Source organism: Streptomyces sp. NPDC050161 (assembly GCF_044460025.1).
Lineage (GTDB): Bacteria > Actinomycetota > Actinomycetes > Streptomycetales > Streptomycetaceae > Streptomyces.
Genome location: NZ_JBITJM010000008.1, coordinates 26,020 through 48,900, shown reverse-complemented (window position 1 = coordinate 48,900; position 22,881 = coordinate 26,020). Strand labels below are relative to the sequence as shown.

The 22,881-nt window shown below is 69.6% G+C and carries 9 protein-coding genes; 4 read left to right on the top strand and 5 right to left on the bottom strand.

The window, feature by feature from the left end:
- Positions 1-221: 221 nt before the first annotated feature.
- On the bottom strand, positions 222-6,233 hold the full coding sequence (locus tag ACIBK8_RS16000; RefSeq protein ID WP_399042596.1) for an RHS repeat domain-containing protein: 6,012 nt from the start codon (positions 6,231-6,233) through the stop codon (positions 222-224).
- A gap of 621 nt (positions 6,234-6,854) precedes the next feature.
- Positions 6,855-11,156: a LamG-like jellyroll fold domain-containing protein gene (locus ACIBK8_RS15995; protein WP_399042416.1), complete on the bottom strand. Its 4,302-nt coding sequence runs from the start codon at positions 11,154-11,156 to the stop codon at positions 6,855-6,857.
- A 440-nt stretch (positions 11,157-11,596) separates the two neighbouring features.
- Between ACIBK8_RS15995 and ACIBK8_RS15990 the strand changes: the two genes are divergently transcribed.
- From ACIBK8_RS15990 to ACIBK8_RS15975, 4 genes are all read left to right on the top strand, one after another.
- Entirely contained in the window at positions 11,597-11,905 is a 309-nt protein-coding gene (locus ACIBK8_RS15990) for a hypothetical protein (protein WP_399042415.1), read from the top strand.
- A 39-nt stretch (positions 11,906-11,944) separates the two neighbouring features.
- On the top strand, positions 11,945-12,484 hold the full coding sequence (locus ACIBK8_RS15985; protein WP_399042414.1) for a site-specific integrase: 540 nt from the start codon (positions 11,945-11,947) through the stop codon (positions 12,482-12,484).
- A 333-nt stretch (positions 12,485-12,817) separates the two neighbouring features.
- Entirely contained in the window at positions 12,818-13,624 is an 807-nt protein-coding gene (locus ACIBK8_RS15980) for a hypothetical protein (protein WP_399042413.1), read from the top strand.
- Positions 13,625-13,689: 65 nt separating this feature from the next.
- Complete coding sequence (locus ACIBK8_RS15975) at positions 13,690-13,968, top strand: hypothetical protein (protein WP_399042412.1); 279 nt, start codon at positions 13,690-13,692, stop codon at positions 13,966-13,968.
- Between the two features lie 303 nt (positions 13,969-14,271).
- Here ACIBK8_RS15975 and ACIBK8_RS15970 read toward each other — a convergent pair whose 3' ends face one another.
- The 3 genes from ACIBK8_RS15970 to ACIBK8_RS15960 form a co-directional block, all read right to left on the bottom strand.
- A complete protein-coding gene (locus ACIBK8_RS15970) occupies positions 14,272-15,600 on the bottom strand; it encodes a class I SAM-dependent RNA methyltransferase (RefSeq protein WP_399042411.1) in 1,329 nt (442 codons plus the stop codon).
- Positions 15,601-15,729: 129 nt separating this feature from the next.
- Positions 15,730-17,781 carry an APC family permease gene (locus ACIBK8_RS15965; protein ID WP_399042409.1) on the bottom strand — a complete coding sequence of 684 codons (2,052 nt, stop codon included), beginning with the start codon at positions 17,779-17,781 and terminating at the stop codon, positions 15,730-15,732.
- Positions 17,782-17,956: 175 nt separating this feature from the next.
- Positions 17,957-22,849: a DNA repair ATPase gene (locus ACIBK8_RS15960; RefSeq protein ID WP_399042408.1), complete on the bottom strand. Its 4,893-nt coding sequence runs from the start codon at positions 22,847-22,849 to the stop codon at positions 17,957-17,959.
- Between the last annotated feature and the right edge of the window lie 32 nt (positions 22,850-22,881).

Here is a 22,881-nt window from a genome sequence, read left to right as displayed (position 1 = left end):
CAAGGAGAGACGAGCGCCTTCGGGCCCGTGCCACTCACCCAACAGCTCACCGACTTTGAAGTGAGGCGCCCGTGGCAGTGGCTCGTAGGCTGTCGAGCATGATGTCGCCAGGATGGAGAATGATGCGAGGCCCGCGAAGAAGAGTTTTCTGTAGCGCGTCACAGCTGGATTTTCCGTTCGTTTCGAGTCATGCATATTCCGCCATATGGAAACCTCATGGCTCACTTAATTTTGAGTGGGTGTGTCATCTTGACTTGGTCTCTCCAGCGAACTGTCATCGCCGCATCCCTCTGCCCGCGTGGGGCAAAATCCAGCCCCATCTCAGAAACCTTCTCCATGAGAGAATTACTCTTCCCCTTCTCATACCCAGACGCACTGGCATCCCGAGTAGCCGAGGCGCGAGTCATCGGGTTTTTGAGGGTGAATGTCACGCCTGCGTTTTTCGTCTTCGTATCGTAGGAATCGAAGCGGGCGCGGAGCGTGTAGGAACCAAGTATTGCTTGAGCTGCGGCCGGACCAGCCGCATCCATTCCCACGGCTCGGTCGGTGAACCGTATTGCATCGAATGCGGGGAGCGCCCATACCGGAATGTGATACAAATCGGCAGCAGAGGTGGCATGATAGTTTATCGCACCGCCGCCAACACTGTCCCCCACTGCCTTTCCTTCGAAATTCGCCAACATCAGCTTAACGATCTGTATCCAGTCCATATTCTTGACGTCCGCGGTAAATCTGTCGCCTTCCCAGAAATCCCATGCCGATGGCGCTGCCCCGAGAGCCCAGAGGGCGATTATCTGAGGTTCCGACGGGTCAAGTGGATTGATCTTCGAGATTCCTGGGAGCCCCGAGCGGTAGGCGGCGCCGGCTCTGCTGCCGAGGCTGCCTCGTCGCTCTTCGGAGTACCCGCCGCAGTACGGCTTGATGCAGGCGCCGGGACCGGGGATGTAGTCCTTTGAGCCGGAGAGGCGCATGCCGCCGTGTTTGTTCTGTACGACGCCGCTGGCGCTGCCGGAGCCGTCGGGGTTGGCGAACATCGTCCCGCTCGGGTCGTTGAAGGTCAGCGGGTTGTTGTTGCCGTAGGTGTAGCCGTTCATCTGCTGGGGGTCCGTCAGGTCCATGACGGGGTCGACGGAGAGGAAGCGGCCGGTGTCGGGGTCGTATTCGCGGGCGCCGAGGTGGGTCAGGCCGGTGTCGGTGGTGTCGTCGGTGCCGCCGACGTAGCCCTTGGAGCCGGGCCAGGTGGTCGGCCGGTCGCCGCGGGGGGTGCCGAAGGGGAGGTTGCGGCGTTGGGTGAGGGTCTGGTCGGCGGCGTTGACGGCGAGTTGGCCGGTGCCGAGGTGGTCGGCGAGGGTGAGGGTGTAGGTGCCGTCGTCGGCGAGGACTGCCTGGTTGCCGCTGCCGAGGGGGATGTAGCGGGTGGCTTTGGGCTTGTCGGCGCCTTTGTCGAGGGTGACTTCGGTGTGGTCGCCGAGGTAGAGGGTGGTTTTGGTGCCGGTGCGGGTGAGGAGGCGGTTGCCGTCGGCGTCGTAGACGTAGGCGGTGGTCTTGGTGCCGGCGTCGTCTGTCGGTTCGGTGACCTTGGTGAGGTGGCCTTCGGCGTCCCAGTCGAGGGTCTGCCGGTCTCCGTGCAGGGTGCGGCTGAGCGTGTTGCCCGCGGGGTCGTAGGTGTAGGTGTTCTTGGTGGTGCCGGTCGGGCCGGTGGTGTCGACCGTGGTGAGGCTGTGGGGCTGCGTGGTCTGGGGCTTGGGGTAGGTGTAGGTGCTTGTGGTGTCCTTGGCGGTGCCGCCGGACGGGTCGTGCTGGGTGAGGGCGGTGCGGTTGCCGGATGCGTCGTAGCTGTAGGACTGCCAGTACGGGGCGGGGCCGGCGATGAGGCTGCCGGCCGGGTTCGCGGCGCAGGTCTTCTGGTCCTGGGTCCAGGCGTCGGTGAGGCGGCGGAGGTAGTCGTAGGTGAAGCACTGGGTGTCGGTGCCGGCGCGGGAGACGTCGGAGAGGGAGGTGACGTTGCCCGTCTGGTCGTAACCGTAGGTGGCGGACTTGTCGACGCCGGGCACGTCCTGGCGGTCGACGCGGGTGTTCGACAGCCGCTGGGTGCCCCACTCGTAGGAGTTGGTGACCTGGGTGGGTTTGCCGCCGTCGCCGCTGAGCCTGTACGTCAGGGGACGCCCGGTGAGGGAGTACGTGGCGTCGGAGCGGATGCTGGAGCCGTAGACGGACGTCAGACGCATGGTGTCGTCTGCGTAGTCGTAGTTCCAGCCCTTGCCGAGGATGTTTCCGGCGGCGGAGAACGTACGCGACTTGGTGAGCCCGTTGGTGTAGTAGCCGGTGCCGTCCTGGTAGGTGCCGGCCAGTTTGCCCTCGGATTCGGGGATGACGGTGGCGGTGCGCTGGGGCCGGTAGAGCTTGTCGTACTGGGTGACCTTGTGGACGTAGGGCTGACTGTCGATGTAGCGGGTGGATTCGGCGAGTTGGCCCCGGGCCCCGGTGAGGGTGTCGTAGAGCCATGAGGCGCGCAGTGGGCCGGTGGGGCTGTCGTCCCGCAGTTCGGTCTTGCGGCCGAGGCCGTCGTAGACGGAGGCGAGGGTTTTGCCGCGTGCGTCGGTGGTGCTGATCTGCCGGCCGCGGTCGTCGAAGGTGGTCTTCGTGGTGCCCTTGTCCGGGTCCGAGGAGGCGATCTGGTTGCCGCGCTGGTCGTAGGTGTAGGTCCAGGTGGTACCTGCGGGGTCGGTGACCTTGGCCAGCTGGCCTGCGGGTGTGTAGGTGTAACGGGTGGTCTCGGCCGGGGCGTTGGCGGCGCGGGTGTGGTGCTGGAGGAGTTGGGTGGTCTGGCCGCGGGCGTCGGTCACCGTGGTGGTGGCGGTGCCGCCGGTGGGCGGGATGACGGTGGTGCGGTCGCCGCCGTAGAGGGAGCTGGTGACGGCGAGGACCTTGCCGCCGTCTCCGTTGCCGGCGACGTCACGGCTCTCGGTTTCGCGGCCCAGGCCGTCGTATGTCTTCCAGGTCTGGGTTTCGACGGAGAGCGCGTCGGCCGGTTTGAAGAGGTCGCGGGCCGGTCGGCCGGTGGTGTAGTACGGCGCGAACGACCGTGACTGCAGGCCGCGTTCGTCGTAAAAGGTGTCGCTGATCACCCGTCCTGCGTCCGGCCCCGGGGCTTGTGTCTGTCGGGGGCGGAGGTAGCCGTCCAGAAGGGCGTAGGAGACGGCCTGGGTGCCGCCTGTGGGGTTGAGGGTGCGGGTGGCGACGGCGGTGGGTTTGCCCTCTTCGACGAAGTAGTTGAACTGGTAGGTGGGCAGGGTCGCGGAGCCGCGGTCCGGCAGCCACACCATCCAGGCCCGTCCCAGTGCGTCGTACGTCATGGTGGTGCGTTTGCCGTTGGTGTCGGTGGTGGCGGTGGGCCGGCCGCGCAGGGGGTCGAGTTCGGTGGTGGTGGTCTGGGCTGTGGCGGGGTCCTTGGGATTGGCGGGGGGTGTGGTGGTAACGGTTTTGGTGGGGAAGCCGGTGGTGGGGGCGTAGGTCGTGGTGGTGGTGCGGCCGTCGGTGCGGGCGGTGCGGGTGGGGGCGCTGTCGCCGATGGCGGTGACGTCAGCCGTCAGGTCGGTGACCTTCTCGGGGCGGCCGTAGGTGTCGTAGGTGGTGCCGGATTCGAGGTAGGTGACGGTGGTGCCGTCGTGCTTCTTGAGCGTGGCGGTGGCGGTGGCGTCGCCCTTGGTGGGGGCGGCTCCGTAGGCGGCGGTGTCGTAGGCGGTGCGGACGTCGGAGATGACGTCCTTGGACCGGTCGGGGGTGCTGCCGCAGGCGGTGGCAACGGTCTCGGCCCGCGCGGGCAGGGTGAGGATGTTCTTGCCGGTGTTGGTGGCGTAGGTGGTGCGGGTGCAGCGGTCGTCGTCCGTGGTGGTGTCGTCGCCGTGGTCGTTGACCTCGGTGACGCGTCCGGCGACCGTGTCGAAGGTCGAATCAGTCGTGGTCGTACGCCACTTGGCGCCGGCCCCGTCGTCCAGGGAGGTCCAGGCGCGGGTGGTGGCCGTGCCGGTGAAGTTGGCGGTGACGGTTCCCCAGTCGCGGATCTTCTTGGCGGTCTCGTGGTGCCAGGGCCGGCTGACGGTCTTGGCCAGGATCTTTCCGTCGGGGGCGGAATAGGAGACGGTCCGGTAGGGGAATCCGGCGGCGGATGAGTCGTCGGTGAGGGGTTCGCCTTCGCCGGATTCCAGGGCGACGCTGACGTTCTTGGTGCCGCCGCCGGTGTTCTTGCGGTCGCCGTCCATGCCGCGCAGGAAGTAGCTGTCCTCCTGCGTCTTCATGGCGTCGGCAGCGGTGCCCTGCCCGCCGGTCCTGACGCGGACGTGGCCGTAGCCGCGCCACTGGGACCAGGTCTTGAACTTCTCCTTGGTCAGCCCGTCGTCATCGTCGTAGTGCCAGGCCGCGTCGCCGAGGTAGCTGTAGCGGGTGACCTGGTCGGGGGCTCCGCCGGTGCGGTCGGTGGTGGTGACGGAGGTGACGACGTACTTGTTGAACCACTCCTTGTCCATGTCGGCGCTGGAGCTTCCGCCGATGAACTGCGGGAAGCAGCGGGTGGTGTTGGCCTCGGGGGTGGGCAGGGCATCGAACGAGCAGGCGGGCGCTGAGTAGTTGACGTCGGTCTGGCCGCCGTATTCGTCGGCGACGGTGGACAGGCGGTCCTTGACGTAGGGGGCGTAGCCGTCGCCGGTCTTGTCGAGGCGGTTGGCGAGCTGGGTGTAGGCGAAGGTGGTCTTCGGCAGCGTGGTGGGGGTGGTGGCGGTGTGTCCTGTGTGCTGGATGGATTCCAGTTCCAGCTGGTAGTCGACGTCGGCCTTGCCCCAGCGGTGGGTGAAGGCCCAGGAGTCGACCGGGGTGAGCGTGCCGTCCTTGAGGACCTCGGTGGTGACACCCGTCAGCCGCTTGCGGGTCCAGAAGGTGGGCGAGAGCCGCCCCTGGTCGCAGGTGGAGCCGACCTTGCAGTTCAGATCCCAGGGCGTGTCGTACCAGTAGAAGCTCTTGGAGTCGATGGTGTCGGCCGCGCAGGTGACTCCGGCCTGGGGCAGGCAGCGCTCGGCGTTGGTGAAGGACACCTGGGCGAGCGGCTTGCCCGCGTAGAGGTCGCCGGAAGCGCGGCCGTATTCGATGCGCTTGAGGTAGCCGCCGCGGGTGTAGGGGGTGTCGTCGTCCTTGTTCAGGTCGCGGCCGTAGGAGTTGGTCTCCTTGCCGTAGTAGTAGGAGACGGCGTTGTTGTGCGGGTCGACGACGTAGTCGAGGTTCCAGCGCCAGCCCTGCCGGCACCAGGAGTCCTTGAAGGCGTCCTTGTGGCAGGGCTCGCCGCTGTCGTTGCCGAAGACCGGGACGGTCCAGGTGGAGTCGGTGGTGTCCTTGCCCGCGGCCCATCCCGGCAGTTTGTGGTAGCCGAAGGAGAAGCGGGTGCCGGTGGGGTCCGTCAGCTCCCAGTACTCGTTGTCGTCGTCGCCGTTGTCCCGGGCCGATGACGTCAAGTGCTTGATCTTGGTGCCGTCGTCGGTCTTGAGTCTCCACTCGTCCTTGCCGGCCGGAACCAGTTCGCCCGCCTTGCCGTTGAAGGAGATGAAGGCGTTGTCGTAGGACCAGCACAGGTCGCCGGGCTTGTTGCCGTCGGCGTGCTTGACGCCGTCGTCGGCGCAGGGTTTGTAGCGGCGCTCGATGTAGCCGGGCGACAGCTCGAAGCCGTCGCCGACCCACGACCCCTGGTTGTTGCTGTTGCCGGTGCGCCCGTCGATGGAACCGGACGAGTACGACAGGCCCAGGTCGGGCTTGAGACCGCCGGGGACTTCCGGGACGGGCAGGTCGTAGGACCAGGTGAAGTCACCGGTGTTGAGGTTGGTGTCCCACGTCGCGGAGGGGGCGAGATCGGTCGCCTTGTAGTCGCCCTTGATGCTCTTGTCGTCGCCGACGGCCGCCAGGACGGTGGGACCACTCGCCCGTAGCGCGACGGAGGAGGCGGTGAGGGTGTGCTTCTCGGTGTCGTTGCGGGCGGCGAGCGGTGTCGTGGTGCGGCAGGCCGCCCTGTCCGGGGTGGTGACCGCACAGGCCGGCAGCTCGACCAGGCGCAGCCGCGCCGCGTAGCCGCCACCGTACACACCGGCGAACGCGGAGTAGTCGACGCGCACGCGTAATGGGCCGGGCTGCTGACCTGCGGCGGGGGCGGAACCGGTCGTGGAGTTCTCGGTCGGCTGGAGGGTGAACAGCATGCCGTCGACACCGGCTTGGTGGGTCTGCCGGCGGCTGAGGACGCGTGCGGTCACCGCGCTCGGCACGACTGGCTTCGTGTCGTTTAACGCATCGGGGGCGCTGGATCCACCTGCGGCAGCCGGTTTCGCGTGTCCGGCCGTCCCGGTCGGCTTCGCGGGGGTGATCGTGAGGGGAAGCGCGTCGGCTTGGTGCGGCTTGGCCGGCGCCGTGCGTTTCCTGTCGCCGTCCGCGAGCGGGATCGTGACCGTGGCAGCGGCAGGCCAGGCGTTCTTCGGCGTCTCCTGTGGGCTGCGTGGCCCCGTGGGCAGCTTGCGGGGCTTGACGTGGATGCCGTCGCCGCCGGGAACCGGCTTGCCCGTGTCGATACGGTCGGCCGCACCCGGCGCGGCCGCTGCCGGCGGCGGCACCATCGCGGGCAGCAAGGAGCCGGCCAGCACGAGGGAAAGCCCCAAGGCGACTCTGTGCCGCAGGGGTCTGCGTCTGCGCAGCCTGATTCTGTCGTTCCTCACGGTCCCGCCCCTCGTTCGCGCACCGCAGGCGCCATCATGGCCGTTGCGGTGACCGACTCCATTGACTGCTCGCGTGGTTGCCCGGCCGGCGTGGGATGCCGCGCCGGTGGATCAGGTCACGTCGGGTACCTCGGTCGGCAGGTCGTACCACTCGCCTGCGATCCGGCTGACCTGTTGATCGCTCAAGGCGCCCTGGAACGTCCATACGTCGTCGATCGCTCCGGGCCAGTAGTCGCCGAAGGTGTCGTGGCCCTTCGCCCTCCCGATCTGGAGGGACTGCAACGCTTCAAAGGAAAGGACGTTCTCGGCCCACGGCACCGCTTCGGTGCACTGGCTGTCGTCCGCCTGCCCGTCGCCGTCCCCGTCGAGGCAGGCGGATTCGCCGAGTTCACCGTTGACGTAGAGCCGGACCTGCTTGGCGAAGCCGTCGTAGACGATCGCGATGTGGTTCCAGTCCGTGACGTCGGTGAGGGACTGCGCGTTGCCCGCCCAGTTCAGGTGAGGGTCCACGGTGTCGGTCTCGGGAACGGACACCTCCCAGAAGCCGGCCGTTCCGGTGCCGGTGCCCGGGTGGGGCGGTGAATAGCCGATGGCGAAGCTGCTGGTGTGGCTGCCTTCGGCGCTGACCAGCGCAGCGGGCCGCTTCGGCACAGCCGCTGCCTTCACCCATGCCGTCACCGTGAAGCTGGTGCCGGTATCGAAGGGCACCGTGCTGGACGCATGGTCCTGCACGCCGTCGAGCACCAGCCCGCGGTCACCCATGTAGGCGCCTTCCGGGGTGGTCTTCGACGCACCGCTCAGTGCCATGGCGGGCCCGCCGGGCACCGAATTGACTCCCCCGTCGGCCTCTTGGTCGAACTGCCAGCGGCCGGTCAGAACGGGACGCTGCCGGAAGAGCTGGTGGACCTCGTCCTCGGACACGGGACGGTCGAAGATGCGGACATCATCGATCCGGCCGTTGAAGTAGTCGGTGTAGGCGCCGTGGTAGAGCGCGCGGCCGATCTGCAGTGCGCCGGTTCCGTAGAACGAGTCAGGTGCGGCGGCGGTGCCTTGGAGAGCGCCGTTGACGTAGAGGCTGACCGTACCGTTCACGGTGTCGCGGACGGCGGCCAGATGGGTCCACCTGCCGATGCCTGCCTTCTGTTTCGATGTGACGCGTTGCCGGGCGATGGTGCCGTCGTCGGCGTCCTTGGTGGCGATGCGGGTGCTCCATACACCGTCGGCCGCTTCGTAGGAGAGGTAGAAGGCACTGAGGGACGAGCCGTCCTGGCCGATGACCGTCTGGTTGCGACTGCCGTCGGTGACCCGTGCCCAGGCGCTGACCGCGTAGGCGCGGTCGGAATTGAAGTGCGGCGCGCCGACGGACGCGTAGTCGTCCTTGCCGTCGAGAGACAGCGCTCTGCCCGCCACGCCGTCCTGTCCGGGTTCGGCACCGCCGTGGAAGACCGCGGGCAGGACATCGCCGTGGCCCGTCACCTGTGGTGCGCCCGGCGGTTCGTCGAGGGGGAAGACCGCGCGGGCAGGCCGGCCGGGGCCATCGATGCGTTCCTTGGCGTACAGGCGGCCGGCCTCGGACGAAGAGAGGGGCCTGTCGAAGATCTGGAGGTCGTCGATGGCACCGGGGAAGAACGCGTCCGGTGTGCCGTCGTAGGAGCCCGCGCCGATCTGCAGGCCGCGCCGGGCGTTCCAAGCGGTTGTGTAAGGGGCCTGGCCGACGAGTTTGCCGTTGACGTAGAGCAGCAGCGCTTTGCTGACGCTGTCGTAGGCGCCCACCAGGTGGGTCCATTCGTGTGCGGCGACACCGCCCGGCCCGTCGGCCATCGCACGGGCGATGCCGGCGTCCGTGCTGTCGGCCGTGTACTGGTTGAAGACCCACCGCTTGAGCTCGGATGAGTAGTACAGCTCGAATCCGGGGCGGTGATTGCCCGGCTGGGTGGCGATGATCGCCGGGTGGCCGGGGACCTCCGACAACTTCACCCATGCGGAGACGGCGAAACCGAGCGAGGTGTCGACGACGGGCGTACCGGTGGCCGCGTAGCCGTCGGTGCCGTTGAGGGAAAGGGCCGTGCCGATCGCTCCCTCGGTCCCGAGTGTCGCGCCGCCGTGCAGGACGGCGGTACGGGCCGGGGTCGAGCCCTTGGCCTCAGTGGCGCCGGCTGTCTCGTCCAGTTGCCAGGTGGCCCGTTCGGGTTGCCCGGCGGCGACACGGAAGGGGTAGGTGCGGATCTCGCTGCCGTTGCCTGCGGCATCGAAGGATTGCGCGGTCACGAAGTTGACGCCCGCTTCGCCGGGGAGGACATCGACGGATTTCGCCGCGCCGCCGGAGACTTTCACCTCGTTCTTCGCGGTGGGGTCGTTGTTGAGGCCGTAGCGGTAGCGGGTGACGTCCGTTGACGCGGATTTCAGGGTGAAGCTGCCGTATTGGCCCACGCCGTCGTACCAGCGGTCATCCGGGTTTTCCGGGTCGGAGGCCGGATAGGCGGCGGAGGAGATCGCGGGCGCCGCGGGTACCGACGTGTCGTAGACGAAGTAGCAGGCTTCAGGTGAACCGGCGTACGACCAGGGCGAGTACTGGGCGCCGTCATAGACGCGCACGTACCAGCTCACCGCCTTGTTCGCCGGGATGGAGGAGGGCAGGCCGATGGAGAAGCCGGACCCGGACTTCTTCGCCGTCGACAGTGCCGGCTTCCAGCGGGCCACGTTGCCCTTGCCGTCCCCCGTGTCCCAACTGGCCTGGAACTGCACCTGGACCTTGTCCCCGTCCGGATCGGTGACGCGGTTCGCGTACAACTTGCCGCGAGTGCGGACGCGGGCAGGCGCTCCCGACCTCTTGCAGGTGCCGCCGTACTCCATCGTCAATTGCGACGGCTTCACCTGCGGCGGCGGACGGTTGTACGTCACCCGCAGATACGCCTTGTCCGAGAACCGCTTCCACGCGTACCCGTCGCTCTCGCTCCCTGCCTTCAGCCCAAAGGTCAGCGTCGGCCATTTGCTGTCCGCCGCCTCCTGCACCGCCGGCCTGACATTGAACTCTCCGTCCTTGGCCGCACAGCCCTCATATCCGTACGCGAAGCTGTCGGAGGCCAGCTGCTTCTGCCAGAACCCTGACGCGTTCTGGGAATTCCACGTGGTCGAGGAGGAGATGGCCTTGGTGCGCCACAGCTGGACCTCCCGCTCCTTGCAGGATGCGGACCAGGTGTTGCGGACCACGAACTCGGCGGACAGGATCGACTTTCCCGCGAAGGCACTGGTCGGCACCTGGTAGAAGAGCCGCTTGGTGTCGTTGGGCCGGCAGTAGTTCCAGTTGCAGTAGCCCATGCCCGCGTCGTGATCGCCGTTGAACTTCCACTGCGGAGAGGACGCCCAGTACTTCGACGCCATCGTCCACGACGTCGCCCGCGGGGTGGACCACTGGGGGTCGATGAAGACGGGATAGACGGTGTCCTTGCCCCTGAGTACATCGGCGTCGGGCTTGAGCACGACCTGGTCTTCCCCAGCAGGGACGTCCACCGCTACAGGAGCGAGCTTGCCCGACTCGCCCGCCGAAGGTTCACCACCACCGGAACCGTCTGCGGCGGCCGACCTCGCCTTACCGGCAGCCTTCGGCGGGACAGTCCCCTCGCGGAGCGCGCCCGAGCCGCCACCCGTGCTGGAATCCCACATCAACGGCGTCGGCGCCTCGAACACCGGCGAACCGGCGCCCCGGTCCACCGCACTCAGCCCGCCGGCCGAGGTCTCCTTGACCTCCACACCGTCCGCCGCCAGCTTCAGCCGCAGCTGCCCGAGCTCCGAACTGCTCGCGGCCTCCGCCGACTTGACGATCAGCAGCTGGGTGAAACCGTCCGCCTGCGCCCCCATCCGCAGGTCCACACCGGGCAGCACGTCACGGTAGGTGGCCTCAGCACCGTCAAGCACCGGAGCGGGCAGCGACCCGGGCCAGGACAGCGCCAGTTCACGCCCCGCCTTACGCATCGTCACCAACGGCGCACTCCCGCCACCGGAGAACTCAAGCCCGATGACCGCGGCCTTCGGCGCAACCGCCCCGTCCCCGCGTCTGACCAGATCGGTGTCAATGTCCCGCCACTGACCTGACACCCTGGTGCGGACCGGACGCAGGTACTGCCGGGCCTGGAGCTTGCCCTCCGGAGTGGCCACAACATCGACCGACTCACCGCGCAGGGAAGCGACTTCCACCTCCCGCCCGGTGCGCTCGGCCTGCTCCAGGGCCGCGTCCTCGGTAGGAGCCGGGGCGTCCGTTTTGGACGCCGTGACGCTGGCGCCGCCGCCGCGCGACGGGCGAGGCACGGCCGAGGCGGACGGTGCAAGCGCGGGCAGCATCCCTGCCGCCAGCAACCCGCTCACCCCGGCCGACAACACCCGCCGTAACCGTCTCTGACGCGCCGACACCGGCATCCCGCCATCCCCCGCCCACAAAATGAAGATTCCATGAAGAAGTTGTGGGCGGGAACGTATACGCAAGTGCGTTCCCGCGGGTAGCTGAATGAATCGCCGAATACGGTAAGAAACTGGCATTCAGGATTCTACGGATATGTGATGCCTATCACCACTCTGTGAGGTTGTACGGCTTCAAGCCGCATCCGAGACCAGAACGCGCCATCGGGGCGTCCGCGTCCAGCCCGCCGAGCACAGCTCGCGCCTGACCGCCGACTGGTCGCCGCGGGCTAGCGCTTGGTCAAGTGCACTAGATGAGTAAGTCCGAAGTCTTCGGGTGCATGAAGCGAGGGTCTCGTTGGTCCGTGTGTGACGACAGACCTCGAAGCCCTCGCGACTGCACTGTCCGTGGAGATCGATGACTCTCTGGCAGGATCACGCCGAGGATCTACCGGATCTCGTTGACGACGTGGGGGTGGATGCTCGCCGGTGAACCGGCGCCGACCGGGCCCGCCCGCCGGGGCGCGAAGCCGCCCCTCTTCGCCGTCGCCGCGATCGACGACCCGGCACTGCCCGAAGTGCTGGCTGAGCTGGCGGCGGCACGGGCGGACGAGATGGGCGCCGACACCGTCAACCGGGAACTGTCCATCGCGCGCAAGGCGATCAGCTGGTGGCAGCGCCAAGGCTGGATCGCTGGCGACCCGACGATCGGCACCGAGCGGTGGCCGGCACCGCCAGGCCGCACCAAAGCCCAGATCGCCGCCCTGTGACGCCTCGACGTCGCCCTGCGGGAGAAGACGCAGTGGAAGATGCTCTACGAGTCCGCCGCACGGGCCGACGAGGTGCTGTGCCTCAACGTGGAAGACCTGTACCCACAGGACAAACGCGGCAGGATCACCGCCAAGGGCAGGGCGACAGAGCGGATTCACTGGCAGTCCGGCACCGCCCAACTCCTGCCCAGCCTCATCGCCCGCCGTACCCGCGGCCCGCTGTTCCTCAGCGACCGCAAGGCCCCGGCCGGAACACCGACGCTCGACGTGTGCCCGGAGACCAGCCGGGCCCGGCTCTCCTACCGCCGCGCTGAGAAAATCTTCGAGGAGAACACCCGGCTGCTGGCCAACCCCCTCGCCTCATCCGACGACATCGAGGACCTGGACGGCTGGACCCTGCACCCGCTCCGGCACAGTGCCCTGACACACGACGCCGACGACGGCACCTCCACCCCGATGCTGCCGGCCCGCTCCCGCCACGCCTCCGTCCGCTCCCTGGAGTGGTACGCCCGTCCCGGCGTCGACTCGGTCGCCCGGCACGTCGCCGAACGCGACCCCGCGGCCCGCCACCGCACGTAAATCCGAGCGGATCAGGGCTTCAAGATCATCCCGTTGCCCCTTTGGCGCGTATCACGGTCACACCTCTCCTGGGGGGGGAATCGACTACGTAACGGCGCATGAAGCTGGAAAGCCCCGAAAGATGCGTTTACGCAGGCCAGGGTGCCTGGAGAACGCATATGCGCAGGTCAGGGCCACGAGAGCGAGGACTTCAAGAAGATCTCCTCTGGTTCCCAGGAACCGTTCGCCCTTCGTTAGGGCTTCCCCTAAAGTCTTCCCCGGGATCCAAGAGAAGGTCCCAGTGCCCGTTCCGAACAACCGCCAACCTGCCCCCGGTCAAGGCAGAATGGGCCCATGGACATGGCAGATATGGGCGCAATCGCCGCCCTTCTCCCCGTCCCCGTAGCCGTCGTCACCGCGTGGTGGAACAAACGCAGCGCCGAACGAGCAGCAGACGCCACACTCTCAACGGGACTCAACCAAGCTGCTGCGTCCTTGACGGTCGCAGGACTCCAGGGACGCAACGAATACAAGACCTGGCATCGCACGCAACTCGGTTCAGCAACAGCAGAGTTCCTCCGCGCGGTGGATGCCCTGATCCGGACAGTGAGACGGTTGCCGGACATCGAACACGAACGGCGCCACTTGCTCCTCTGCGAGCGCACCGAACCGGTGGAGAAGGCGTACGGCCCGCTGGAGCTGATCGTGCCTGCGGGCCTCCTGCCCCCGACCAAGGAACTGCGCGCACAGTGCCGGCATCTGGAGCAGTTGGCGCTCGACCGGGCCGTACTTCGCAGTTCGCTCGCCGCCCTCGAAGACGGATGGTGCCCCGGCAACGCGGAGACTTGCGAAGACCCGCATCACAACTCAGCGTTCGTGGCCTGGGAGTTCCTCACTGGTTGGGCCAACAAGGAAGACGAGGGCAGGTGGAGGGACCGGGATCTGCTGGACTACTGCCTCCGCGAGAGCCGAAAGTTGTCCGACGCACAGGTGGACCAGACCGTCGCTCTCGCCGACCGCTGCCCCGCGGCCTGGCCCCAGCTGGTCGGCGGCTGGATTCGCGACCCTCTCATGGAGCGGGCCGAGTCCGCCCGCGAAGCCTTTGTCGCTGCCGCCCGAGCCATGGCCTCCGACAACACGCGGCAAATCGCTCCAGGTTGAGAGAGGAAACCAGGACGCCTCCGCTGGCCAGAAGAACGTCGCGCACCGAGCGTCATCATGAGTGCATGACGACATGGTTCCGCAGCTGCTGGGACGAGGAAGACATCTGGTTCTACTTCGAGGTCGGCGGCGACGGCTGGGTCCGCCGACAAATCGAGCTCCGAGGTGCCGAGCCGCAATGCGCCGCCGCTGCTTGGGACACGGACTCCGACTCGCAATACGGGGTCACCGCCGAGTCACCCGTGTCCGAGTGGAAGGGCTACGTGCCGGAGCCGTTGACGGCCGAGCAGTTCGAGAGCGTCTGGAGAACTGCCCGCCGTCAGTTGGCAGCGCGCTTCACCTGAGCTGATGTGGGCTACCGACGGCCTACCGATGCAGCCGCGCAACCGTCTGAATCACCAGCCGCCCACCCCGAACAGCGGCTCGCCACGGCGCATTGACCCCAGCCACCTGACGCCAAAGGGCCAACTCTCGCAAAGTGAGGCTGCGGAACCTCTGCTTCGGCAGGCGTGAGCAGCGTAAGCAGGCGACTGACGGCCCATCAGAACGAGCGTCAAATGAGCGTCACGAGCGTCATTTCAGCGTCGAGATATCGCCCGTAACGCCCACACCGCGCAGCGCATCATGCGCACGCGAAAACCCGCAGGTCAGGCCCGCTTGGCCGCCGGCTCCAGAATTGCCACGCACTCCACATGATGCGTGACGGGGAACAGGTCGAACGCCCGCATCCGTCGCGGCACGTAGCCCGCCTCCTGGAAGTACTTCAGGTCGCGGGCGAGGGCTGCCGGGTCGCAGGCCACGTAGGCGATGCGGCGGGGGGTGAGGGCGGTGAGTTGGGTGACGGTTTTTTTGCCGGCGCCGGCGCGCGGGGGGTCGAGGACGACGAGGTCGGCTTCGGTGATGCCGGTGCGGGGGAGGATCGACTCGACCTTGCCGTGTTCGATGCGGACGCGGTCGAGGTCCTGGAGGTTGTGGCGGGCGTCCTCGACGGCGCGCTTGCCGGATTCGATGCCGAGGACGGCGCCCTTGTCGCCGACGCGTTCGGCCAGGGCGCCGGCGAACAGGCCGACGCCGCAGTAGAGGTCGAGGGCCATGTCGCCCTTCTTCGGCATCAGGCCCTGCATGACGGCCTCGACGAGGAGGTCGGCGGCCTTCGGGTGGACCTGCCAGAAGCCGCCGTTGCCGACGCGCCAGGTGCGGCCTGCGGCGCGTTCGCGGACGAAGGGGCGGCCGTGGACGCGGTGGACGCCGCCGTCCTTCTCGTCGACGCGGAGGACCGAGACGGGCTTGTCCAGTTCGACGAGGGGGAGGCGACCGCCGGGCTGGGGGGTGAGGATGACCTGGCGGTCGTGGGAGCCGGTGGCGGCGATGGCTTCGACGGAGGCGATCTGGGGCCAGGTGTGGTTCTCGATGCCCAGTTCCTTGACGCCATCGGCGGCGATCAGGCAGTGGGTTACCGGCTCGACGTCGTGGGAGCGGTGCTTGCGGAGGCCGGCGTGGCCCTCGGCGTCGACGGCGTACTGGACGCGGGTGCGCCAGGCCGGGACCTCGCCCTTGGCGACCTTGTCGCCGGGGGCCGGTTCGACGGTGCCGTCCCAGCGGGCGTCCTCGGGGGTGAGGCCGGCCAGCCGCTCCAGCTGCTCGGTGATCACCGCGCCCTTGAGACGGCGCTGGGCGCCGGGGGCGGCGTGCTGCCAGTCGCAGCCGCCGCACCTGCCGGGGCCGGAGAAGGGGCAGGGCGCCTCGACGCGGTCCTTGGAGGGGGTGTGGATCTCGACGGCGTCGGCGCGCAGGAAGCGGGCGCCCTCCTCGCCGTCGGTGACACGGGCGGTGACCCGCTCGCCGGGGAGTGCGTGCCGTACGAAGAGGACCTGGCCCCCTTCGGTGCGGGCGATGCAGTGGCCGCCGTGCGCGACCGGACCGACCTCGACCTCGTACTCCGCGCCGACCAGCGACTTCTCGGGTTCTGTCTGCATGGCGGCGAAGCTCCAAAGGTGGGGGTGGCGCGGCGGGGCCGCGGCCGGGTACGGCGGGACGACAGCCTTCGATTCTACGTGCCGTCGTGCCGTGCCCGGTGCCGCGGACGCCGCACGCCCGGCGGGCCGCTACTTCTTGGTGGCCGCCTTGTCCTTCTTCGGCTGGGTGACCGGGCCGCGGCGGACGGCGCCCGGCGCGTTCCACTCGGCGCGCTTGCGGGCCCGCAGCTTGGCCGCCTCGGAGGAGTCCAGCTGCCAGGGCACGGAGGTGACCATCACGCCGGGGGTGAAGAGGAGGCGTCCCTTGAGGCGCAGGGCGGACTGGTTGTGCAGCAGGTGCTCGTACCAGTGGCCGACGACGTATTCCGGGATGTAGACGGAGACGGCGTCGCGCGGGCTCTCCCGGCGCAGGGACTTGACGTAGTCGATGATCGGGCGGGTGATCTCGCGGTACGGGGAGGCGAGGACCTTGAGGGGGACCTCGATGCCGCGGCGTTCCCACTCGGCGCGCAGCGCCTTGGTGTCGGCCGGGTCGACGTCGACGCTGAGCGCTTCGAGTGCGTCGGAGCGCATCAGCTTGGCGTAGTTCAGGGCGCGCAGGGTGGGCTTGTGCACCTTGGAGACCAGGACGATGGAGTGCACCCGGGAGGGGCGGACGACGTCGTCGTCGGGGGTGTCATCGGCGGCGATCTCGTCGGAGACCCGGTCGTAGTGCCGGCGGATGGCGGTCATCGTGACGAAGAAGATGACCATGCCGAGCAGGGCGACCCAGGCGCCGTGCGTGAACTTCGTCAGCAGCACGACGATCAGGACGAGGCCGGTGAAGGTGGCGCCGAACGCGTTGATCGCGCGGGAGCGGTGCATCCGGCGGCGGGCGGCGACGGACTTCTCGGTGCGCAGGTGGCGGTTCCAGTGCCGGACCATGCCGATCTGGCTGAGCGTGAAGGAGACGAAGACGCCGACGATGTAGAGCTGGATGAGGCGGGTGGAGTCGGCGCCGTAGATGTAGACGAGTACCGCGGCGGCGCCGGCCAGCAGCACGATGCCGTTGGAGAAGGCCAGCCGGTCGCCGCGGGTGTGCAGCTGGCGCGGCAGGTAGCGGTCCTGGGCGAGGATCGAGCCGAGCAGCGGGAAGCCGTTGTAGGCGGTGTTGGCGGCGAGGAAGAGGACCAGGGCGGTGGCGGCGGCCAGCACGACGAAGAGGAACGAGCCGCTGCCGAAGACCGCGGCGGCGACCTGCGAGATGACCGGGTCCTGGGTGAAGCCGGAGCCGACCGGGACGCCGTTGTGCAGCAGGTCCTTGGCCGGTGACTCGGCCATCTTGACGTCGGTGGCCATGGCCAGCGCGATGATGCCGCAGAACATGGTGACGGCCAGGCCGCCCATGAGGGCGAGGGTGCCGGCGGCGTTCTTGGACTTCGGCTTGCGGAAGGCGGGCACGCCGTTGCTGATCGCCTCGACGCCGGTGAGCGCCGCGCAGCCGGATGAGAAGGCGCGCAGCAGCAGGAAGACCAGGGCGAAGCCGGCCAGGCCCTGGTGTTCGGCGTGGATGGTGTAGTCGGCGGTGGGGGCCTTCATCGAGTCGCCCATGACCAGGCCGCGGACCGCGCCCCAGATGATCATGATGAAGACACCTGCGACGAAGACGTACGTCGGGATGGCGAAGAGCTTGCCCGATTCCTTGACGCCGCGCAGGTTCATCAAGGTCAGCAGCACGATGGTGGCGATCGCGCAGAGCGTCTTGTGCTCGACGACGAACGGGATGGCGGAGCCGAGGTTCTCCACGCCGGACGAGATGGAGACCGCGACGGTCAGGACGTAGTCGACCAGCAGGGCGCTGGCCACGGTCAGACCGGCCTTGGGTCCGAGGTTGGTGTTGGCGACCTCGTAGTCACCGCCGCCGCTCGGGTAGGCGTGCACGTTCTGCCGGTACGACGCCACGACGGTGAACATCAGCACCACGACGGCGACCGCGATCCACGGGCTGAAGTGGTACGCCGACACGCCCGCGACGGACAGCACCAGCAGCACCTCGCCCGGCGCGTAGGCCACGGAGGAGAGCGGGTCGGAGGCGAAGACGGGGAGTGCGATGCGCTTGGGGAGAAGGGTCTCGCCGAGCTTGTCGCTGCGCAGTGCGCGCCCGATCAAGATGCGTTTGGGCACGTCGGTCAGTTTGGACACGCAGAGGATGCTAAGCCTTCGTCAAGGTCCTCGCCCACCCGCCTCCCTTCCGGGTGTGCGGCCCGTCACGGGGTGTCCCCGCCCTGCCTGGCAGGGAGCCCGCCGCGCCCGCACCACCTGCACACGATCTGCACGAGTCGTCCGCCGGATGCCGACGCGGTGGCGCCCCAGGACCTCAGCGGGCCCGCCAGGTGGCCTTCACCTCCTGCCAGCGGCGGGCCTCATCGCCGGTGAGGCGGCCTCGGATCTCGGCGAGTTTGAGCAGGTTGGCCTCGGCGCCGCCGGTCAGGGTCTGGGCCTCGCTCCGGTAGTGGTCGTCGATCAGCGCGTCGACTTCCGTGTCGTTCATCACGGGCACCAGGCGCGCCGCGAGCTTGTTGGTGTTGCGGTACGAGCCCTGGAGGAGGAACGGCGGTTCGGTGCGGGTGGCGTCCGCCTGGGAGGCGGAGGCGAGGTAGGCGCGGTTGACGTCGAGCACCGTGCGCCGCACGCGCAGCAGCAGGCGCAGCACGGCGCGTATCTGTGCCAGCTCTTCCGGGGCGTAGGGGTGGGTGAGCTGGTCGGCGCGGGCGGCCGGGTCGTCCTGGGCGAGCCGTACCAGCAGGGCGGTGTCGGCGCGGTCGCGGGCGGCGAGCGGGGCGAGGACGGGGTGGGCGGTGAGGGCGTTCTCGATGTGGGACAGCGCGAAGAGGTCCTCCTTGCCGGTGAGGACGTCGCCGAGGTTCCAGACGTCCGCGCGGTTGGCGAGCATGTCGGGCAACCGGAAGCGCTGCCCCGACTCGGTGTACGGGTTGCCCGACATGCAGACCGCGAAGCGCTTGCCGCGCAGGTCGTAGCTGCGCGCCTCGCCGTCCCACACGCCGTCCATACGGCGCTGCGCGTCGCAGAGCGGGATGAATTTCTGGAGCAGCTCGGGCGAGGTGTGCTGGATGTCGTCGAGGTGGAGGAGGACGTTGCTGCCCATCTCCAGCGCGAAGGAGATCTTCTCCACCTCGCGGCGGGCGGCGGCGTCGGGTGCGGCGGCCGGGTCGAGCGAGGTGGTGCCGTGGCCGAGTGCGGGCCCGTCGACGGTGACGAGGACCAGGCCGAGGCGGGCGGCGACGTACTCCAGCAGCGTCGTCTTGCCGTAGCCGGGCGGTGACAGGAGCAGCAGCAGGCCCTGGCTGTCGGTGCGCCGTGCGTCGCCCGCCGCGCCGAGCTGCTTGGCGAGGTTGTCGCCGATGAGCGGCAGGTACACCTCGTCGATGAGGCGGCTGCGGACGAAGGACGGCAGGACGTGCGGGCGGTAGGAGTCCAGGCGCAGCCGGCGGCGTTCGGCGGCGAGGAGGGCGGTGCGGCGGCGGGTGTAGGCGCGGTGGGCGGGGACGCGGGTGGCGCGGAAGGCGCGGGTGCGGGCGAGGAATTCGTCCAGGCGCAGCGGGAGGGTGCCGTCGGGGTGGATCCGGGGGTGGCTGCCGAGCAGTCCGCCGACGACGGTGGTGACGGGTGCGTCGATGTCGCGGCGCGGCAGGTCGGGGCCGCACAGTTCGATGGCGGCGGCCTCGGCGAGGTCGTCGTGGGGCGCGCCACGGTCGTCGGCGTAGCCGCTCAGCCAGGCGGTGACGAGGTGGTGGCGGGCGGCGAGGTCGCCGCCGAGTGCGCGCAGGTCCTCGGTGAATTCCTTGACGGCGGTGGATCCGGGGCCGCCGAGTGCCTGCCGGAAGCCGGTCAGCAGGTCGCGGGCGGCGGCTCCGGTGGCGAAGTGCGGGCTGCCTGCCGCCAGTTCGTCGACGAGGTAGCCGCCGGGGCCTGCCGGGTCGTGGGGGTCGGGTGCCGCATCGGCGGGCGGCAGGCCGGTGTCCGTCAGGAAGCGGGCGGTGGCCCGGGTCAGCTCGGCGGCCAGTTCGTCGGTGTCGGCGCGGCGGCCGAAGCGGGCGCGGGCGCGGGCCAGGGAGTGCGCGCGGGTGGTCCACAGGGTGCGGGTGGTGTGGTCGGTGCCGTGGTGCCAGAACAGCTGGGCCGTGGCGCGGGTGGCCGGGGTGAAGCGGAGCGGGCCGGCGTCCGCGCGCAGCCGCAGCAGGGCGGCGAGCACAGCGGTGGTGTCGTGGTCGTGCACCCCGCGGTCGTAGCCCTCGTCGTAGCGGTCCTGGGCGGCGTGCCCGACGAGGCCGGCGAGGGTGCCGTCGGCGTCCGCGGCGCGCAGCGCCTCCAGGGTGCGGCCGTCCTCGCCGGTTTCGGCCCGGTCCAGGAGGAGGGCCGCCAGGTGTTCGGCGCGGTAGACGGCGGGGGATTCGGAGGCCAGCGGCTGGTCCCAGAAGGCGCGGTCGGCGGTGAGGCGGTCGTCGTCGGCGGGTGCGCGGTAGTCGGTTCCGGTGACGGCGAAGGCGAGGCGGCCTTCGTGCGGGACGAGGGTGAGGTCGAGGGGCTGGGTGTTGACGGCGAAGCGGTGCCTGCCGAGGCGGAGGGTGCCGGCGGTGTCGTAGAGGTCGGCGCGGTCGCGCAGGGCCCGTCCGGCTTCCTGGCGGGCGGCGGCGAGCCTGCCCTCCAGTTCGCCGGCCCGTACGGGGTCGGCGAGGGCGCGCAGCTTCTCGGCGGTGGCGCGGACCTTGGCGACCAGCGGGTCGGCGGCGAAGTAGGCGTGCACCTCGTCGGCGGTGTCGAGGGCGCGGGCGCGGCGGGTGACGGTGGCCAGGACCCGGTCGGCGGATTCCGCGAGCCGGTCGGTGTGCCGGGCGCGTTCGTCGAGCTGAGCCTGTTTGCGGGCGGCGAACGCCTCGCTGATCTCCTCGCGCCGGGCGGCGATCCGCGCCATGCGGTCGTCATCGCCGGTGGCGGCGTCGTCGGGTCCTGCGAAGCGCGCTTCGAGGTTCTCGACCTGGAGGAGCAGCCTGCCGAGCTGTTCGTCGCACTCCTCCGGGGTGGCGGCGTCGGCCAGCGCGCCCGCCATGGCCTGCCCGATGAGGGCGAAGTGGGCGGCGAACTCCTCCTGGCCCTCGGCGTCGGCGAGGGTGCGGCGGCGGGCTTCGAGGGTGGCGCGGGCGCGGTTGACGGCGCCCAGGACGTCGCCGATGCGGGTGAGGACGGCGGTGCGGACGGTGGTGTCGGCGAGGTCGAGGGTGCCGACGACGTCGGTGACGATCCGCAGCCCTTCGGCCTGTTCGTCGATGCGGGTGGCGAGCGGTGCGGCGTCGGCTGCGGAGCCGATGGCGGCGGCCTGCTCGGTGAGGGCGGCGACGGCGCGGTGGGTGGCGGTGAAGGCGTCGTCGGCGCTGAGGAAGGCGACGGCGCGGCGGCCGGTGGCGGCGGTGTCGTCGGCGAGTGCGGCGGTGAGGGTGTCGATCCTGGCGGTGTCGATGTGCCGGGTCTCGCGCAGGCTCTCCAGGCGGCCCTGGGCGTGGCGGAGCGCGGCGAGGTGGCGGACCCAGGTGTCGGCGGAGTCGGGCCGGTCGGCGCGGATTTCGCGGACCAGGGCGGTGGTGCGGGTATCGGCGTCGGCGAGCTGCGCGGCGGCGTGTTCGCGGAGCGCGGTGACCCGGGCGAATTCCTCGGTGATCCGGGACGCGGTGGCCCGTACGGTCGCCAACGGCTCGGCGGGTGCGCCGAGTTCGGGGTCGGCGAGCCAGTGGTGGGTGTCGGCGGCGCGGGTGGCGGCGGCCGTGATGGCGTCGTGGACGGCGGCGGACGGCTGCGTTGTGGCCGTCATCCGGGCCACGCCGAGGAGGTCGGAGATGCCGCGGACGAGTTCGGCGTTGCCGATGCGGGCCAGTGGCCCCTCGCCCTGCGGGCCGGCCGCCGCGTGGGCGTCGGACGTGAAGGGGGTGCGCCAGATCTGGACGGGGTGGACGCGGGCGGGCTCCGGGCCCCCGTCGCGCAGTACGGCCAGGGTGCCGTCGTCGAAGAGCGCGTAGCCGCGGGCGGTGAGCGGGGCGGCGGCCTCCTCGCGGATGACGTTGTAGGGGAGCAGGAGGGTGCGGCCCCCGGCGCGGTCCTGGAAGACGTACAGCACGTCCTCGCCGTTCGGGGAGCGGACCGCGCGGGCGAACTCCAGCCCCGCGGCGGGGGTGTCGAACGTTTTGGTGGCGCCGCCGGTGAGGTGGTAGCCGCCGGGGAAGACGATGCCCTGGTCATCGGGGAGGGTGCGGCACGCCTGGCCGATGGCGTCGATCCGGACGGCGGTGCGGGTGCGGGTGTGGTAGACGAGGTACCGGTCGGCGGTCTCCTTGTAGGGGCGCACCCGCAGCAGGATCAGCGGGCCGACGCGGGCGTGCGCCACCTCGGCGTCGGCGAGCGACTGGAGGGGTTCGTCGACGGGTTCGCGGTGGATGCCGTCGGCGGTGCCGGTGTCGTTGTCGGCCTTGAGGGTGAGGGCGCCGCCGGATGTGGAGACGTAGACGGTGTCCTGGACGGCGATGTGCGGGTGGCGTCCGGGGACGTGGTCGTCGCGGGTGGCGGGGGTCCAGGTGACGTCGTGCGGGGGCGGCGGTGCGAGGTCGCGTTCGCCCTTGGCGTCGAGGTAGGCGGGGGTGCCGTCGGCGGCGATCCGCCAGCGCAGGGCGCGAAGGTCGGTGGGCCGGTCGCCGGTGCGGAAGACGGCGAGCAACAGGCTGTCGGTGCGGCGCAGTTGGAGCAGGCGGGCCTGGCGGTAGTAGCGGTGCAGTTCGTCGAAGTCGTGCAGGAAGCGCGGGTCGTCGAGGAGTCCTGGCAGCGCGCCGGGCTCCGCGGGTTCGATGTGGTCGCCGGTGAGGCGGTGCAGGGCGAGGACGTCGGTGACGGCGGTGGGCGTGCCGTCGGTGGCCGCGGTGGCCGGCGGGTGGTGGCCGAACAGCAGGTGGCCGCCGACCTGGGCGAGGTCGCGGGGCAGGCAGGCCGCGGCGGTGTGCAGCCTGCCGGTGGCCAGGAGTTCCTGCGCGGCGGTGCCGAATGCCTCGATCCGGCGGGAGTTGAGCGTCCCGGCCCGGGTGGCGAGGTCGTCGGCGGCTGCGGCGAGCCGGTCCCGCAGCAGCTCGTAGGTGCCGTCGGGTACGCCGCCGGCCGGCGGGTCCGCCGCCTGCGTGGCGGACGGTGTGTGCTGCGCGTTGTCGGTGTTCACGTGCTGTCCCACTCCCTGCTGACTTCGTACGG

Coding starts and splice junctions, on each gene's coding strand:
- ACIBK8_RS15980 (WP_399042413.1), top strand. CDS start 12,818: ATGGACATGGCAGATATGGGCGCAATCGCCGCCCTTCTCCCCGTCCCC.
- ACIBK8_RS15995 (WP_399042416.1), bottom strand. CDS start 11,156: ATGCCGGTGTCGGCGCGTCAGAGACGGTTACGGCGGGTGTTGTCGGCC.
- ACIBK8_RS15970 (WP_399042411.1), bottom strand. CDS start 15,600: ATGCAGACAGAACCCGAGAAGTCGCTGGTCGGCGCGGAGTACGAGGTC.
- ACIBK8_RS15975 (WP_399042412.1), top strand. CDS start 13,690: ATGACGACATGGTTCCGCAGCTGCTGGGACGAGGAAGACATCTGGTTC.
- ACIBK8_RS15985 (WP_399042414.1), top strand. CDS start 11,945: ATGCTCTACGAGTCCGCCGCACGGGCCGACGAGGTGCTGTGCCTCAAC.
- ACIBK8_RS16000 (WP_399042596.1), bottom strand. CDS start 6,233: ATGCTGTTCACCCTCCAGCCGACCGAGAACTCCACGACCGGTTCCGCC.